The sequence below is a fragment of the Pseudomonas morbosilactucae genome (assembly GCF_023241715.1).
In the GTDB taxonomy this organism is placed as follows: domain Bacteria; phylum Pseudomonadota; class Gammaproteobacteria; order Pseudomonadales; family Pseudomonadaceae; genus Aquipseudomonas; species Aquipseudomonas morbosilactucae.
The window spans coordinates 24,478-40,945 of record NZ_JALQCW010000065.1 but is presented as its reverse complement, the minus strand read 5'-3'; the positions used below and the strand labels follow the sequence as shown (position 1 = coordinate 40,945).

The window sequence follows — 16,468 nt, the reverse complement described above, 5'->3', positions numbered from 1 at the left end:
GGGTAACAAAGTATTTATCGCGAAAAACAGCTGTTTGCGGCCCAAATCGGCGGAAAAAGATGTTTCAGGCGCTTTCAGACCTGTAACAGGAAGGTTACCGGGCCATCATTGACCAGATGCACCTGCATATCGGCGCCAAAACGCCCCGCAGCCACTTTGCCATGCAACTGTTGCGCCTTGCCCAATAGGTAGTCGAAAAGCTCCTCGGCCAAGGCGGGTGCAGCGGCCGTGGAAAAGCTCGGGCGCAACCCGCTTTTGGTGTCCGCGGCCAGGGTGAATTGCGACACCAGCAACAAACCGCCTGCCACATCGGCCAAGGACAGATTCATCTTGCCCTCGGCGTCACTGAACACCCGATAGTTAAGCAGCTTATGCAGCAATTTGTCGGCGCTGGCCCGGGTGTCCCCAGGCTCCACCGCCACCAGCACCATTAAGCCCCGATCGATCGCGCCGACGATTTCGCCGGCGACTTCCACCCGCGCGTTGCCAACGCGCTGCAACAGCCCCCTCATGCTTCTTCGAGAGGCAGGTCGAGCAGGCGCCGGGCCATCTGATCGGCAGCGCGCACCAAGGCATCGGTGATGCCCGGCTCGGAAGCCGCGTGGCCCGCGTCGCGAATCACCTGCAGTTCGCTGTTGGGCCAGGCCTGGTGCAGTTCCCAGGCATTGTCCAGCGGGCAGATCACGTCGTAGCGGCCGTGCACGATCACCCCGGGCAAATGGGCAATCTTGCCCATGTCGCGAATCAACTGGTTGGGCTCAAGGAAGGCGTTATTGGTGAAGTAGTGGCATTCGATCCGGGCGATGGACAGCGCACGCTGTGGCTCGGTGAAACGATCCACCACCTGCGGGTTGGGGCGCAGGGTGGCGGTGCGACCTTCCCAAGTGGACCAGGCCTTGGCCGCGTGCATCTGGGCGATCTGGTCGGTGCCGGTCAGACGTTTGTGGAAAGCGCTGAGCAGGTCATGCCGCTCATCCTGGGGGATCGGCGCCACATAGTCCTGCCAATAGTCGGGGAACAGGCGGTTGGCGCCGGCCTGGTAGAACCATTCGATTTCCTGGGGACGGGCAAGAAAGATGCCCCGCACAATCAGACCGTGCACCCGCTCAGGGTGGGTTTGAGCGTAGGCCAGGGCCAGGGTCGAACCCCAAGAGCCGCCGAACAGCACCCATTTGTCGATACCCAGGTGCAGGCGAATGCGCTCCAGGTCGGCCACCAGGTCCCAGGTGGTGTTGTTTTCCAGGCTGGCGTAGGGCGTGGAACGACCGCAACCGCGCTGGTCGAAGGTGACAATGCGGTACAGGTTCGGATCAAAGTAGCAACGGCTCGCGGCATCGCAACCGGAGCCCGGGCCACCGTGGATGAACACCACCGGCAAACCTTCCGGAGAACCGCTTTCGTCGACATACAGCACATGAGTCTCGTCGACGGCCAGATCGTGCCGGGCGTAGGGTTTGATCTGCGGGTACAAAGTCTGCATCACGCGCTCCGTAAGGGGTCGGGTTCATCCCTGGGGGGACTTCAATTATTTTGCCGTTCGGCATCATAAACCCGAATCGCGTAATCAGCATGCCCTTGAAGAATTTGTGGCTTCGCTGCCCCAACCGCCGGCCAGCCCGCAGCGACCGGGCTGGCAAAAGGTGCAGCCGAGAGGCGCCGGCCCGCTGCCAATCGAGCGCGCCCATTCAGGCGTAGCGCTGCTGCCCCCAGCTCAAAAACGTTTGCAGCAGGGCCTTGAGCACCACCTGGGTCGGGGCCGCCAGGTCTGCCCGATAACGGAACGGTTCGAACTCTTCCATATACGTTGCCTGGGACAGCTCCAGCTGGACCGCGTGGATATCTTCGGCCGGGTTGCCGTAGTGGCGGGTGATATGGCCGCCCTTGAAGCGCCCGTTGAGCACGTGGGTGTAGTCGCTGTGGCCCGCGCAAACCGCTTCCAGCTGGCTGGCCAACTGGCCATCGCAGCTGTGCCCGTTGAAGGTGCCCAGGTTGAAGTCCGGCAGCCGGCCCTCGAACAGATGGGGGATCAGCGAACGGATCGAATGGGCGTCGAACAGCAAGGCATAACCGAACTCGGCCTTAAGCCGCGCCAGCTCCTGCTGCAGGGTGGTGTGATACGGCATCCATACCTGCTGCAGATAATCCGCCCGCTCGGCCTTCGACGGTTCCAGCCCCTCACGGAACAACGGCACGCCGTCGAACAGGGTGGCGGGATAGAGGCCGGTGGTGGCACCGACGTATAAAGGTGCATCGTCGGACGGCCGGTTCAGGTCGATGACAAACCGCGAATACTCGGCCGCCAGGGTGCTGGCTCCCAATGCCTCGGCGAACTCGTACAGCAGCGGGATATGCCAATCGGTGTCCGGCAGGCTTTGCGCCTCGGGCACCAGCCCGGCGGCCACCGTGGGCGTCAGGCGCACGCCGGCATGGGGCATGCTGATCAGCAGCGGCACCCGGCCTTGTTTGAAGCTCAGAACCTTATCCACAAGCCTTCTCCTACACAGTCACTTCAGCGCCGTGGCGCACGACACGTTTTTCCAGATCACCGCCCAGCCAATAAGCCAGGTCGGCGGGACGATCGATTTGCCAGGCGACAAAATCCGCCACCTTGCCCACCTCCAGTGAGCCGTGGCTATGGCCCATGCCCAGGGCGCTGGCGGCGTGCAGCGTGGCACCGGCCAGGGCTTCTTCCGGGGTCATGCGGAACAGGGTGCAGGCCATGTTCAGCATCAGGCGCACCGACAGCGCGGGTGAGGTACCGGGGTTGAGGTCGCTGGCGATGGCGATCTTCACCCCGTGCTTGCGCAGGGCGTCCATCGGCGGCAATTGGGTTTCCCGCAGAAAGTAGAACGCGCCCGGTAGCAAGACCGCAACGGTGCCCGAGGCGGCCATGGCGATGGCATCGTCTTCGGTCATGAACTCCAAGTGGTCCGCCGACAGCGCCTGGTAACGTGCAGCCAGGCTGGAGCCGTGCAGCGACGACAGTTGCTCGGCGTGCAGCTTCACGGGCAGGCCGAGTTGCCGGGCAACTTTAAACACCCGCTCCACCTGTTCGGGGGAAAACGCCAGGTATTCGCAGAAGGCATCCACGGCGTCCACCAGCCCTTCAGCCGCCAGGGCCGGCAGCATCTCACTGCAGATGTGGTCGATGTAGTCATCCGCACGGTCCTTAAACTCCGGCGGCAACGCGTGGGCCGCCAGGCAGGTGGCGCGCACGCTGACCGGCAGCGCTTCGCCAAGGCGACGAATCACCCGCAGCAATTTGCGCTCGCTGGCCAGGTCCAGGCCATAGCCGGACTTGATCTCCACCGTGGTCACGCCATCGCGCAACAGGCTGCGCAAGCGTTTGTGAGCGCTGGCGAACAACTCATCCTCGGTGGCGGCACGCGTGGCGCGCACGGTGCTGGCAATGCCACCGCCGGCCGCGGCAATCTCGGCGTAACTCACGCCTTGCAGCCGTTGCTCGAATTCCCCGCTGCGATTGCCACCGAACACCGTGTGGGTGTGGCAGTCGATCAGCCCGGGGGTGACCCACGCCCCTTGCAGGTCATGCACCTGGGCGTAGTCCGCCGCCGGCACCTGGCTACGCGGGCCGATCCACTCGATCAGCGCACCCGCCGTGACCAGGGCGGCATCCTCGATGATCGAGTACGTGCCCTGGGCCATGGTTGCGACGTGGCAGTGTTGCCAAAGCGTTTTCATCAACGCCTCCATAAGTTAACGGTGAGACAAAGCCGGGTCGCGGTGAACCCTGGCGGCTTGCCCGGCTGCAGGCTTGACCCACAGCAGATAGGCAATCACCAGCAGCACGATCCACACGGCGCCGACAATCAGGGCGGCCTGGGTGTCGGGGAAATAACCCAGCACGCCAAATACAAACAGCATGAACACGATGGCCGCCGCTGGCGCATAGGGCCAGAACGGTACCGGGAATTTCAGCTCGGCGACTTGCTCCTTGCTCATCGAGCGACGCATGGCCACCTGAGTGAACAGAATCATCAGCCACACCCAGACCGTGGCGAAGGTGGCAATCGAGGCAATCAGCAGGAACACGTTTTCCGGAATCAGGTAGTTGAGCAGCACGCCACCCAACAAAGCCGCGCCCATCACCACCACGGTCATCCACGGCACGCCCTGTTTCGACAACTGGGCAAACCCTTTGGGCGCCTGCCCTTGCTGGGCCAGGCCGTACATCATGCGGCCGGCACCGAAGATGTCGCTGTTGATGGCCGAGACCGCCGCCGAGATCACCACGATATTGAGGATGGTCGCCGCCGAGCCGATGCCCAGGTTGTTGAATATCTGCACGAACGGGCTGCCCTGGCTGCCGATCTGCGGCCACGGGTAGATGGCCATCAGCACAAACAGCGTCAGCACGTAGAACAACAGGATGCGCAGCGGCACGGCGTTGATCGCCTTGGGGATGACCCGCTGTGGGTCCTTGGCTTCACCGGCGGTGATGCCGATGATTTCGATGCCACCAAAGGCGAACATCACCACCGCCAGGGAGGCAATCAGACCGCCGATGCCGTTGGGCATGAAGCCGCCGTGGGCCCACAGGTTGCTCAGGCCGCCAGCCTGAGTCTCGCCCGCCGAATGAATGCCGAACAGCATGATGCCGAAGCCGCCGAGGATCATCGCGACGATGGCGCCGACCTTGAGCAACGACAGCCAGAACTCCATTTCGCCAAAGACTTTGACGTTGCACAGGTTCAGGCCGCCGATCAGAAAGACAATGCCCAGCACCCAGACCCAGCGGGCCACCTCGGGAAACCAGAACCCCATGTAGATGCCGAAGGCGGTGACGTCGGCCAGGCAGACGATGATCATTTCAAAGGCGTAGGTCCAGCCGAGGATAAAGCCGGCCATGGGCCCCAGGTAGGTGCTGGCGTACTGACCGAACGAGCCGGACACCGGGTTGTGCACGGCCATTTCGCCAAGGGCGCGCATCACCATGAACACCGCGGCGCCACCGATCAAGTAGGCCAGGAGCACCGCCGGGCCGCCATTTGGATGGCCGAGGCAGAACCGTAGAACAGCCCGGTGCCGATCGCCGACCCCAGTGCCATAAAGCGAATATGTCGGGCAGACAGCCCGCGTTTCAAACCCTTCTCTTGCTGGTGCATTTCTCTTCCTTATTTATTGTTATCCCGAGAAACGTGTAGGAGCCGGCTGGGCACCCAGCTCTTGCCGGCGATGGCGGTGTGGCGGGCACACCGCGTTGTGCGGATCGCCGGCACGCCGGCTCCTACAGGAGGGTGGTGCAGTTACAGGCTTGGCAGCAGCTTGGCCGGGACCAATTCATTCAGGCAGCGGCTGGCCAGCAGTTCGCTCGCGGCGTTGATGTCCGGCGCGAAGAAACGGTCCTTCTCATAGAACGCCACCTGCTCACGCAGGATGCTGCGGGCCTGTTCCAGCTTGGTGGAGGTCTTCAGGCCTTCGCGCAGGTCCAGGCCCTGGCACGCCGCCAGCCATTCCACCGCCAGTACGCCACGGGTGTTTTCGGCCATGTCCCACAGGCGTTTGCCGGCAGCCGGGGCCATGGACACGTGGTCTTCCTGGTTGGCGGAGGTCGGGATGCTGTCCACCGAATGGGGATGGGACAGCGCCTTGTTCTCGCTGGCCAGTGCCGCCGCGGTGACCTGGGCAATCATGAAGCCCGAGTTCACCCCACCATTGCCCACCAGGAACGGCGGCAACTGGGACATGTGCTTGTCCATCATCAGGGAGATGCGGCGCTCGCTCAGGGAACCGATCTCGGCAATGGCCAGGGCCATGTTGTCCGCCGCCATGGCCACCGGTTCGGCGTGGAAGTTGCCACCGGAAATCACATCGCCTTCGGCCGCGAACACCAGCGGGTTATCCGACACGGCGTTGGCTTCGACCACCAGCACTTCAGCGGCCTGGCGGAATTGGGTCAGGCAGGCACCCATCACTTGCGGCTGGCAACGCAGGGAGTACGGGTCTTGGACCTTGTCGCAGTTCTGGTGCGACTGGGACACCTGGCTGCTGTCGCCGAGCAGGTCGCGATAGGCCGCAGCCGAATCGATCTGCCCGCGCTGGCCGCGAGCGGCATGGATCCGCGCGTCGAACGGCGAGCGCGAGCCCAGCACCGCTTCCACGGTCAGGCCGCCGCACACCAGGGCGCCGGCGAACAGGTCTTCACCTTCAAACAGGCCGCGCAAAGCGAACGCCGTGGACACTTGGGTGCCGTTGAGCAGCGCCAGGCCTTCCTTGGCCGCCAGGGTCAGCGGCTTCAGGCCGGCCACTTCCAGCGCGGCGGTGGCGTCCAGCCACTCACCTTTGTAGCGGGCCTTGCCCTCCCCCAGCAGCACCAGGGACATGTGGGCCAGCGGCGCCAGGTCGCCGGACGCGCCCACCGACCCCTTGAGCGGAATGTGCGGGTAAACCTCGGCGTTGATCAGCGCCAGCAAGGCGTCGATCACCACGCGGCGGATCCCGGAAAAACCACGGCTCAGGCTGTTGACCTTGAGTACCATGATCAAGCGCACCAGGTCGTCGCTGAGGGGCTGCCCGACACCGGCGGCGTGGGACAGCACCAGGGAACGCTGGAGGTTTTCCAGGTCGTCACTGGCAATCCGGGTCGAGGCCAGCAAGCCAAAACCGGTGTTGATGCCATAGGCGGTGCGATTCTCGGCCAGGATCTGCTCGACGCAGGCGACGCTGGCATCGATTTGCGCCGAGGCGCTGTCGTCCAGGGTCAGGCGGGTCGGCTGCTGGTAGATGGCACGCAGTTGGGCCAGGGTCAGTTGGCCGGGAATCAGGTTAAGCGCAGTCACATTCATGCTCCTTTTGAGAGTTTTGTAATAACTGCCAGTCGCTCCGGAAGCTTCCGTTATCCGTCGCCACAGGCTTTTTTGAGCTGTGGCGCCTTGGCACGCTGGCGATGGTCGGGTTCTATTCAGTGCACATGGGGTAATGCCCGCTGCAGCGCAGCCGGGTCTTTGAGCAACGCGGCCGCACAGGCGATGTCTGGCGCCAGCCAGCGGTCCTGGTCATAGGGCGGCACCTGCTCGCGCAACAGCCGCCACGCGATGTCGGTGCCTGCGCCAAAGCGCTGGGTCTTGAGAAACTCGAACGCCTGGGCCGCCAGCAGGTACTCGATGGCGAGGATCTGCGTGCAGTTCTCCAGGGCCCGCAACAGCTTCAAGGCGGCATTGGTGCCCAGGCTCAAATGGTCCTCCTGCAACCCGGAGGTGACGTAATTGTCGAGCACTGCCGGCTGTGCCAGTTGGCGGTTTTCCGCGCACAACGAGGCGGCCACGTACTGCACGATCATCATTCCGGAATTGACCCCGGGGTTGCTCACCAAAAACGCCGGCAAGCCGCTGACGTGAGGGTTGATCAGGCGATCCAGGCGGCGCTCGGCAATCGAGCCGATCTCGGCCATGGCAATCGCCAGCAAGTCTGCCGCCAGGGCCACCGACTGCCATGGGGGTTGGCCTGGGACATGACCCGGTAACGCTCCGGCGTACCCAGCAGCAACGGGTTATCCGTGGCGGCATTGAGCTCGGTCTCGATCTGCGCCGTGGCATGGGCCAATTGGTCCCGGGCGGCGCCGTGCACCTGGGGAATGGAACGGATGCTCAGAGCATCTGGGTACGAATCCCCAGGCTGGCGGCGATGACTTCGCTGCCCGCCAGCAACGCCCGTACGTTATCGCCCACGCGCTGCATGCCCGGGTGCGGCTTGAGGGCGATGATCTCTGCATCAAACGCCGCGATCTGCCCGCGCTGGGCCTCGAAACTCATGGCACCGATCACGTCGGCCCATTGCAGCAGGCGGTGGGCGTCGGCCAGGGCCAGGCAACTGAGGCCGGTCATGCACGGCGTACCATTGACCAGGCACAGGCCGTCCTTGGCCCCCAGTTGCACAGGCTCCAGCCCCTCTTCGGCCAGGGCCTGGGCGGCGCTGACCACTTGCCCGCGGTAACTCACCTGCCCCACCCCCAGCAAGCAGATGCTGATGTGGGCCATGTGAGTCAGGTAACCCACCGAGCCCTGAGACGGCACTTGCGGGGTGATGCCCCGATTGAGCAAGGCCAGCAGGGCCGCGACCACCTGCCGATGGATGCCGGACTTGCCGTGGCTGTAATTGAGGATGGCGGCGCAGAGGATCGCCCGGGTTTGTTCGTCAGCCAGGGGCGCGCCCACGCCACAGGCATGGCTGAGCAGGGTGTTGCGCGACAGTTGGCTGAGTTGCTCGCCTTGCAGGGACACATTGCACAGCGCACCCAGGCCGGTGTTCACGCCATAGGCGCGCTCGCCGCTGGCGACGATGCGCTGGACGATCGCCTGGGCGTTGTCGATCCGCGCCCAGGCCGCGGCCGACAGCTCGAGCTGTGCGCCATGACGGGCAACGGCGACCACCTCCTGCCACCCCAGAGGGGCGTTGGCGATGACGATTTTTTCAGCCTGGGACATCGTGGACCTCTTCATGCAAACCTTGGGTTCTGTACCGCTTTGCCGGACCTTTCGCCGGCAAGCCGGCTCCTACACGGTGGCAGCGCGGCGCTGGACGAAACGGTCGACGTATTCATCCGCCGGCGAATGCAGGATCTCTTTCGGCGTGCCGACCTGGATCAGCCGGCCATCCTTGAGGATCGCGATGCGGTTGCCGATGCGCACGGCCTCATCCAGATCGTGGGTGATAAACACGATGGTCTTGTGCAGGGTCTTCTGCAGCTCCAGCAACTGGTCCTGCATTTCGGCGCGGATCAGCGGGTCCAGGGCACTAAAGGCCTCGTCCATCAGAATGATGTCAGTGTCCGCCGCCAGGGCCCGGGCCAGGCCGACCCGCTGGCGCATGCCGCCAGACAGCTGGTGCGGGTACTTCTTCTCGTAGCCCTTGAGGCCCACGGTGTTGATCCAGTGCAGCGCCCGCTCGGCGCAGACTTCTTTGCTCTCGCCACGCACCTTGAGGCCGTACGCCACATTGTCCTGGACGTTGCGATGGGGCAGCAGGCCGAAGCTCTGGAACACCATGCTGATCTTGTGCCGGCGGAATTGGCGCAGGGCCTCCATGTCGTATTGCAGGATGTCCTCGCCGTCCACCAGGATCGCGCCGCTGGTGGGGTCGATCAGGCGGTTGAAGTGGCGCACCAGGGTCGACTTGCCGGAACCGGAAAGGCCCATGATGACGAAAATCTCGCCCGTGCCGATGCTCAGGGACAGGTCGTTGACCCCGACCACACAGCCGGTTTCAGCCAGCACCTGGTCCTTTGTCTTGCCCTGGCCAATCATCGCCAGCGCCTCGGCGGAACGGTTGCCGAAAATCTTGAATACGTTTTTGACTTCGATCTTGCTGATGGCTGGGTTGCTCATTTGTTCACCTCATGGCGTGGCCGACCGTAGGCCTGGGTAATGCGGTCGATCACCACCGCCAGAATCACGATCGCCAGCCCGGCTTCCAGGCCGCGCCCGACGTTGAGGGTCTGAATCCCCACCAGTACATCCTCGCCCAGGCCACGGGCACCGATCATCGAGGCGATCACCACCATCGACAGGGCCATCATGGTGGTCTGGTTGATCCCGGCCATGATGCTCGGCAGGGCCAAGGGCAGTTGCACACCGAACAGCTGCTGCCAGCGGTTGGCGCCAAAGGCGTTGATGGCTTCCATGACTTCACCGTCCACCTGGCGAATGCCCAGGTCGGTGAGGCGGATCAGCGGCGGCGCAGCGTAGATCACCGTGGCAAAAATCGCCGGCACCTTGCCCAGGCCGAACAGCATCAGCACCGGGATCAGGTACACGAAGCTGGGCATGGTCTGCATGATGTCCAGCAACGGCATCAGCACCGAACGCAGGCGGTTGCTGCGGGCCGAGAGGATTCCCAGGGGAATGCCGATCAGCACCGAAATCAGCGTGGCCACCAGCATCAGCGCCAGGGTTTGCATCAGCTTGTCCCAGAGCCCCACCGCGCCCACCAGGAACAGCAAGCCGACAATCACCGCCGTGGTCACCAGCTTGCGGGTCGAGTGCCAGGCCACCACACCGACGATCGCCAGCATCAGCCACCAGGGCGCTGCGCGCAGCATCCCTTCGAGGTTGACGATGGCCCACAACAAGGTGTCGGAGATGTGCCGGAACACGTCGCCGTAATTGGTCACCAGGGAGTCGACCCAGCCGTTGACCCAGTCGGCGATGGAAAAGGTGAAGCTTTCAGGAAACATAGGAGGCTCTCGATCAAAGGGGTGTGGCGCCGCATCCGACGGCCCTTGCGGACCGCCGGAAAAATCCGGCCTACAAGGCTGCGTCGATTTTCTTGGCGGCCTCTTCACTCACCCAGGGGTGCCAGACTTCAGGGTGTTCCTTGAGGAAGATTTTCGCCAGTTTCGGCGACTCGATGCGCTCCTTGGTCATGCGCGCCAGGTTCTGGTTGAGCAGGTCGATCGGCAGGTTGGCCTTCTCCAGCACGGCCACCAGTTCCGGGGCCTGTTCGTGGAAGGTCTTGGACAGACCGACCTTGATGCTCACGCTCTTGTCCACGCCAGGCTTTTCATCGAGCTTGACCAGGTCCACCTGGCCCATCAGCGGGGTTGGCGACCAGTAGTAGAAAAGGATCGGCTCGCCACGCTTGTAGCTCGACAGCACCGCCGCATCCAAGGCCGGGCCGGTGCCCGGACGGAAGTTGGTGTAGCTGCTTTCCAGGCCGTAGCTCTTGAGCATCTCGCTGTTGTCCAGCTCGCAGGTCCAGCCGGCCGGGCAGTTATAGAAGCGCCCCTTGCTCGGCTCTTCCGGGTCTTTGAACACCGCAGAATACTGGCCCAGGTCGGCAATGTTTTTCAGCCCCGGGGCCTTGGCTTCCAGCTTGCGCTTGGCATCGCCTTCGATCACATAGCGCGGCACGTACCAGCCTTCGATGGCCCCCACCACCGGCGCGCCGACGCCCACCACCTTGCCGGCCTTCTCGGCCTTGTTCCAGACCTCGCTACGGCCCACCCACTCCTCGGCGAAAATCTGGATGTCATTGCTGCTCAGGGCGTTCTCCATGGTGATGGAGTTGCCCGGCAGGCTGTCGGTCTTGCAGTCGTAGCCCTTCTCCAGGACGAACTGCAGGACATCCGTCAGCAACATGCCGCTTTCCCAATTCAAACCGGCGAATTTCACCGGCTTGCCCGACTCGCACCAACCCGCAGCCTGGGCACCGGATGCGGCCACCAGGCCTAGGGACAGCAACGTGGTCAGCAGGGTCTTTTGCATTCTCATTGTGTGACGCTCCTAATCATGAATGGGCTTACGGCAGTCAAGAGGCATCCAGCCCTGTCCACGTCCAATCAGGCCTGCGCCGCAGCGCGACCGGCACCGCGGGTTTCAGGCTGAACATCACTGTCCTGCTCGACCGGCAGAATCAGGTGATCGGGCACGGAACCGTGCCATTTTTTTGCACACACGTAATACAGGGCAGCGGGAATCACCAGACCGATGATCCAGGAGATATCCACACCCCCCAGGGTCTCTACCAGCGGGCCGGTATAGAACTTGGTGGAGATAAACGGCAGCTGCACCAGCACCCCGAAGACATAGACGCTGATACCCAAAACGTTCCAACGGCCATAGCGACCGTTCGGATCGGCCAGCGCCGGTACGTCGTAACGCTCACGGGTGATGCAGTAGTAATCCACCAGGTTGACTGCGCTCCAAGGCGTGAAGAACGCCAGCAGGAACAGGATGAAAGACTTGAACGCGCCGAGGAACGAGTGCTGGCCGAGCAACGCAATCAGCGTCGCAGTGCCGACGATCAGCAGCACGAATATCAGGCGCTGCAAGCGCGATACCTGCAGGTGCCCACGGAACCCGCTGATGACGGTCGCAATGCACATGAAGCTGCCGTAGGAGTTCAGCGTGGAAATGGTGACCTTGCCGAACGCGATGCTGAAGTACAGCAACGCAGCGGTAGCACCGGTTCCGCCCAGACCCACGATGTAGGCCACTTCGTGACCGGCAAATTGCCCATTGGCCGTTGCGGCGGCGAACACACCGAGGATCATCGCCACTTGGGCGCCGATCACCGAACCCGCACCGGCAGCGAGAAAGGTTTTCACCGAAGAAATACTGCTCGGCAGGTAGCGTGAATAGTCCGCCACGTACGGACCGAAAGCGATCTGCCAGGAGGCCGCCAGTGACACCGCGAGCAAGAAGCTGCTCCAACTGAAGTGGCGAATGTTCAGCAATGCACCGATATCCGCCTGGCCCATCAAGCGGCTGAACAGGTAAACGAAGGCAATCACCCCAATGACGCTGGCGACCCGGCCGATGAAGTGAATCACCCGATACCCGAGCACCGTGACCAGCACGATGACGCTGGCGAAGATCAGGATGCCGACGCTGTCGCTGACGCCAAACAACTGGCCCAGGGCCTGACCGGAAAGTACGGTTCCGGTGGCGGTGAAACCGAGGTACATCAAGCACACCAGCACGATCGGGATAGCCGCACCATAAACACCGAACTGCACGCGGCTGGAAATCATCTGCGGCAGGCCAAGCTTGGGCCCTTGCGCCGCATGCAACGCCATCACCCCGCCGCCGAGCAGTTGCCCGATCAGCAAGCCGATCAACGACCAGAACACATCACCGCCCAGCACCACGGCCAGGGCCCCGGTGACAATCGCGGTGATTTGCAGGTTGGCACCCAGCCACAGGGTGAACTGACTCAATAGACGACCGTGTCTTTCCGCTTCCGGGATGTAGTCGATCGAACGCCTTTCGATCAACGGCTTGTTGCTTGCACGTGCGTCATTTGCAGCCATTTATGTTCAACCTCTGATGGATTGTTTTGCACACAAACCCAGTAGGAGCCGACTGCCCGACGATGGCGCCCTCAAGCACACCACCCTGGCGAAAGCCGGCCCCTAGCGGTATCAGCCGGTGATCATCGGCAGGTTCAGGCCCTTTTCCTTGGCGCAGTCGATAGCGATCTGGTAGCCGGCATCGGCGTGACGCATCACCCCGGTGGCCGGGTCGTTGTGCAGTACCCGGGCAATACGCTCAGCCGCTTCATCAGTACCGTCACAGACAATGACCATCCCCGAATGCTGAGAGAAGCCCATGCCGACGCCACCACCGTGGTGCAGGGACACCCAGGTCGCGCCGCTGGCGGTGTTGAGCAAGGCGTTGAGCAATGGCCAGTCGGAAACGGCATCGGAACCGTCCTGCATCGACTCGGTTTCACGGTTCGGGCTGGCCACGGAGCCGGAGTCCAGGTGTCGCGACCGATAACGATCGGTGCCGACAGCTCGCCGCTGCGCACCATTTCGTTGAAGGCCAGGCCCAGCTTGGCGCGCAAGCCCAGGCCAACCCAGCAGATCCGCGCCGGCAGGCCCTGGAAGCTGATGCGTTCACGGGCCATGTCCAGCCAGTTGTGCAGGTGGGCGTCGTCCGGGATCAGCTCCTTGACCTTGGCGTCGGTCTTGTAGATGTCTTGCGGGTCACCGGAAAGCGCCGCCCAGCGGAACGGGCCGATGCCGCGACAGAACAGTGGACGGATATAGGCCGGTACGAAACCCGGGAAATCGAAGGCATTCTCGACGCCCTCTTCCTGAGCCATCTGGCGAATGTTGTTGCCGTAGTCGAAGGTCGGAATACCCATTTTCTGGAAGGCGAGCATCGCTTTGACGTGGACGGCCATGGATTGCTTGGCGGCCTTGACCACGGCAGCGGGCTCGGTCTTGGCGCGGGCGCGGTATTCGTCCCAGGTCCAGCCGGCCGGCAGGTAACCGTTGAGCGGGTCGTGGGCGCTGGTCTGGTCGGTGACCATGTCCGGGCGCACGCCGCGCTTGACCAGTTCCGGGAGGATTTCCGCCGCGTTGCCCAGCAGTGCGATGGAGATCGCCTTACCTTCCTGGGTGTATTTGGCGATGCGCGCCAGGGCGTCGTCGAGGTCGGTGGCTTGCTCATCGACATAACGGCTGTTGAGGCGGAAATCGATGCTGACCTGCTGGCATTCGATGTTCAGCGAGCAGGCACCGGCCAGGGTGGCGGCCAGCGGTTGCGCGCCGCCCATGCCGCCCAGGCCGGCGGTCAGGACCCAACGGCCCTTGAGGTTGGAATCGTAGTGCTGGCGACCGGCTTCGACGAAGGTTTCGTAGGTGCCCTGGACGATGCCCTGGCTGCCGATGTAGATCCAGCTGCCGGCCGTCATCTGGCCGTACATGGCCAGGCCCTTGGCATCCAGTTCGTTGAAGTGCTCCCAACTGGCCCAGTGCGGCACCAGGTTGGAGTTGGCGATCAGTACGCGTGGCGCGTTGCTGTGGGTCTTGAACACGCCGACCGGCTTGCCGGATTGCACCAGCAGGGTCTCGTCGTCGTTCAGATTAGTCAGGCTTTCGACGATTTTGTCGTAGCACTCCCAGTTGCGCGCCGCGCGACCGATACCGCCATACACCACCAGCTCTTTAGGGTTTTCCGCGACTTCCGGGTCGAGGTTGTTCATCAACATGCGCAGCGGTGCTTCGGTCAACCAGCTCTTGGCCGTGAGCTGGTTGCCACGGGCGGCGCGGATCTCAACGTTGCGGTACTTGGTGTTGGTGTTCTCGGTCACGAAAGAAACTCCTCAGCGATCAGTCCGGACCCACCCAGGCAGTGGGTGGGGAAGCTTGCGCGCAGCCTGTGCGCGACAAACAAATCAGGCACGGTGCGAAGAGGATTGCGTCGACTCTTACGCACACATATTTACTTGTACATACAAGCATATGCAATCAAGCGGCCAACTCGCCAAATCGACGCTGAAGAAACCTGGGGAAATGGCTAGAAGCCGCCTAAATAAAGGCTTTGGCTGAAGGGATTTTTTTAACGAGGTTTTTTTGCACGGGGCAACGATCGTTACCTGGCGCGAGTTTTGCGCCAGCCTGGGGCATTCGGTAACAAATTGGTGCGCCCAGGAAACAGCCGTCAGCGCCATTTAAAAAGCAATGCGGGGTGTCGACGCGCGACGCGTCAAAGGTCAGGCCCGGAAGGGTTTTCAAGAAGGGCGGGGGAATACAGGCAAGGGCAGCGGCCCCGGATCAGGCCGGGGCCAGGCGTGGTTCAGGCGTGGCTCAGTTCAATCACACAGCACAGGCCACTGACGGCGATTTCCAGCACGCCGGCGTTACCTTCTAGCTTCAAACAATCGTGCTGCCCCAGTTCCTGGGTAGCAACGTTGTCCAACTCCACCAGCACCTGGGGCGCCGCGCTGAAGATCAGCACTGTGGTGGCCTGGGTAAAGAAGCGCTGCTCGCGCTCGAACCACTGCAAGCGGGCGCGGTAACGGTCGGGGGCGTAAATCAGGTTGAAGTCGCGAATCGGCCCGTCGAGCAAGGTGCAACTGACGTGGCTGGCGCCACTGAAGGCGAAGGGGTCCAGCGGCAGCAAGGGCCGCGCATCCTGGCCGTCGATGTTCAGGGTCATGCCCACGCCTTGCAGCACGGTAATGATCCGCTCATATCCGGCAAAGCTCGAAAACCCGCCGGACTCGCCGATATCGGCAATCGACAGGCGCCAGCCAAAACCGTCCAGGCCCTGGCCCGCGTCGCGGGTGATTTCTTCGGTGCTACCGCCGCCGTTCTTCCACGGCATGCGCGGGTAATCGGCCGCGCGTAAAAGGTGCAACTGGCTCATTTATGAAAACGCCCTTCCAGACGATGACGGGAACCGGGGTGAATCAAGCGCGCGGCGGTCACTGGCTGGCGCCCGGACCAGGTGCGGCGGCGAATCAGCAGGCACGGCTCGCCGCGCTCGATCTGCAACAGCCGGCATTCTTCCGGCTCGGCGAGAATAGCCTCGACCACGTGCTCGCCTTCGGTCAGCGGCGCGACCTGGTTGAGGTAGGCATAGGGGGTTTGCAGGGTGAAGTCCTGCTTGAGGTACTCCGGCGCCACCAGCGCGTTGACGAAGCGGTCTTCGATCTGCACCGGGATGTCGTTTTCGAAATGCACGATCAACGAATGGAACACCCGCTGCCCTTCACGCATGTCCAGGGCCAGGGCGCGCTCGGAGCCGGCAGCCTCTTCGCCCAGGGTGATGACCTTGCACGTGTGGCGATGACCGCGGGACGCGATCTCGTCGGCAATGTTGTGCACTTCAAACAGCGCCGACTGGCTCTTGGGTTCGGCGACGAAGGTGCCCACGCCCTGCATGCGCACCAGCATGCCTTCGGCGGTCATCTCGCGCAGCGCGCGGTTGATGGTCATGCGGCTGAAACCCAACTGGTTGACCAGCTCACTTTCCGACGGCACGCGGTAATGGGGCGGCCAGTTTCCGCTCTCGATCTGCTGCGTGATCATTTGTTTGACGCGGGCGTACAAGGGCGCCGGACTATCGCCCAGGTGGGCGGCCAGCGGTGAGTTGGCAGTCGGAGTCGGCACAGGGAATCCTTGTTCGAAAGTAGAAGGTGGCTAGCTTGCCGGAGTTTACCGGGCAGGCAAACGTCTGTATATGTATATACAAATAAACACACGATGGGGTAATTG

General features: G+C 62.8%; 11 protein-coding genes and 3 pseudogenes. All 14 read right to left on the bottom strand.

Annotated features, from left to right (window positions below):
- Nucleotides 1-74: 74 nt before the first annotated feature.
- The gene (dtd, locus tag M1B34_RS22715; RefSeq protein ID WP_268266280.1) at nucleotides 75-512 is read right to left on the bottom strand and encodes a D-aminoacyl-tRNA deacylase; all 438 of its coding nucleotides are present in this window, start codon (nucleotides 510-512) and stop codon (nucleotides 75-77) included.
- Entirely contained in the window at nucleotides 509-1,480 is a 972-nt protein-coding gene (gene pip, locus M1B34_RS22710) for a prolyl aminopeptidase (protein WP_268262935.1), read from the bottom strand. Before pip ends, dtd begins: the two co-directional genes overlap by 4 nt.
- A 205-nt stretch (nucleotides 1,481-1,685) precedes the next feature.
- Nucleotides 1,686-2,486, bottom strand: coding sequence for an N-formylglutamate deformylase (gene hutG, locus M1B34_RS22705; RefSeq protein ID WP_123329285.1), 801 nt, complete (start codon nucleotides 2,484-2,486; stop codon nucleotides 1,686-1,688).
- Between the two features lie 10 nt (nucleotides 2,487-2,496).
- Nucleotides 2,497-3,702, bottom strand: coding sequence for an imidazolonepropionase (gene hutI / locus M1B34_RS22700; protein ID WP_268266279.1), 1,206 nt, complete (start codon nucleotides 3,700-3,702; stop codon nucleotides 2,497-2,499).
- Between the two features lie 15 nt (nucleotides 3,703-3,717).
- Nucleotides 3,718-5,126, bottom strand: a pseudogene (locus M1B34_RS22695) (amino acid permease).
- Between the two features lie 141 nt (nucleotides 5,127-5,267).
- Nucleotides 5,268-6,806 carry a histidine ammonia-lyase gene (hutH, locus tag M1B34_RS22690; RefSeq protein WP_123329279.1) on the bottom strand — a complete coding sequence of 513 codons (1,539 nt, stop codon included), beginning with the start codon at nucleotides 6,804-6,806 and terminating at the stop codon, nucleotides 5,268-5,270.
- A 116-nt stretch (nucleotides 6,807-6,922) separates the two neighbouring features.
- Nucleotides 6,923-8,444, bottom strand: a pseudogene (locus M1B34_RS22685) (HAL/PAL/TAL family ammonia-lyase).
- Nucleotides 8,445-8,513: 69 nt separating this feature from the next.
- On the bottom strand, nucleotides 8,514-9,344 hold the full coding sequence (locus M1B34_RS22680; protein ID WP_123329275.1) for a quaternary amine ABC transporter ATP-binding protein: 831 nt from the start codon (nucleotides 9,342-9,344) through the stop codon (nucleotides 8,514-8,516).
- Nucleotides 9,341-10,192, bottom strand: a complete 852-nt coding sequence (locus M1B34_RS22675; RefSeq protein WP_123329273.1) for an ABC transporter permease — start codon at nucleotides 10,190-10,192, stop codon at nucleotides 9,341-9,343. The genes M1B34_RS22680 and M1B34_RS22675 overlap by 4 nt, the downstream gene beginning before the upstream one ends.
- Nucleotides 10,193-10,262: 70 nt before the next feature.
- Nucleotides 10,263-11,228: an ABC transporter substrate-binding protein gene (locus M1B34_RS22670; RefSeq protein ID WP_268262930.1), complete on the bottom strand. Its 966-nt coding sequence runs from the start codon at nucleotides 11,226-11,228 to the stop codon at nucleotides 10,263-10,265.
- A 68-nt stretch (nucleotides 11,229-11,296) separates the two neighbouring features.
- Entirely contained in the window at nucleotides 11,297-12,769 is a 1,473-nt protein-coding gene (locus M1B34_RS22665) for a purine-cytosine permease family protein (protein ID WP_123329269.1), read from the bottom strand.
- Nucleotides 12,770-12,880: 111 nt separating this feature from the next.
- Nucleotides 12,881-14,559: pseudogene (hutU, locus tag M1B34_RS22660) on the bottom strand (urocanate hydratase).
- 485 nt (nucleotides 14,560-15,044) lie between these two features.
- Nucleotides 15,045-15,617, bottom strand: coding sequence for a HutD/Ves family protein (locus M1B34_RS22655; RefSeq protein WP_268266278.1), 573 nt, complete (start codon nucleotides 15,615-15,617; stop codon nucleotides 15,045-15,047).
- Nucleotides 15,614-16,282 (bottom strand): histidine utilization repressor, encoded by a 669-nt coding sequence (hutC, locus tag M1B34_RS22650; RefSeq protein WP_259740352.1) that lies wholly within the window; start codon nucleotides 16,280-16,282, stop codon nucleotides 15,614-15,616. Before hutC ends, M1B34_RS22655 begins: the two co-directional genes overlap by 4 nt.
- Nucleotides 16,283-16,468: the final 186 nt, after the last annotated feature.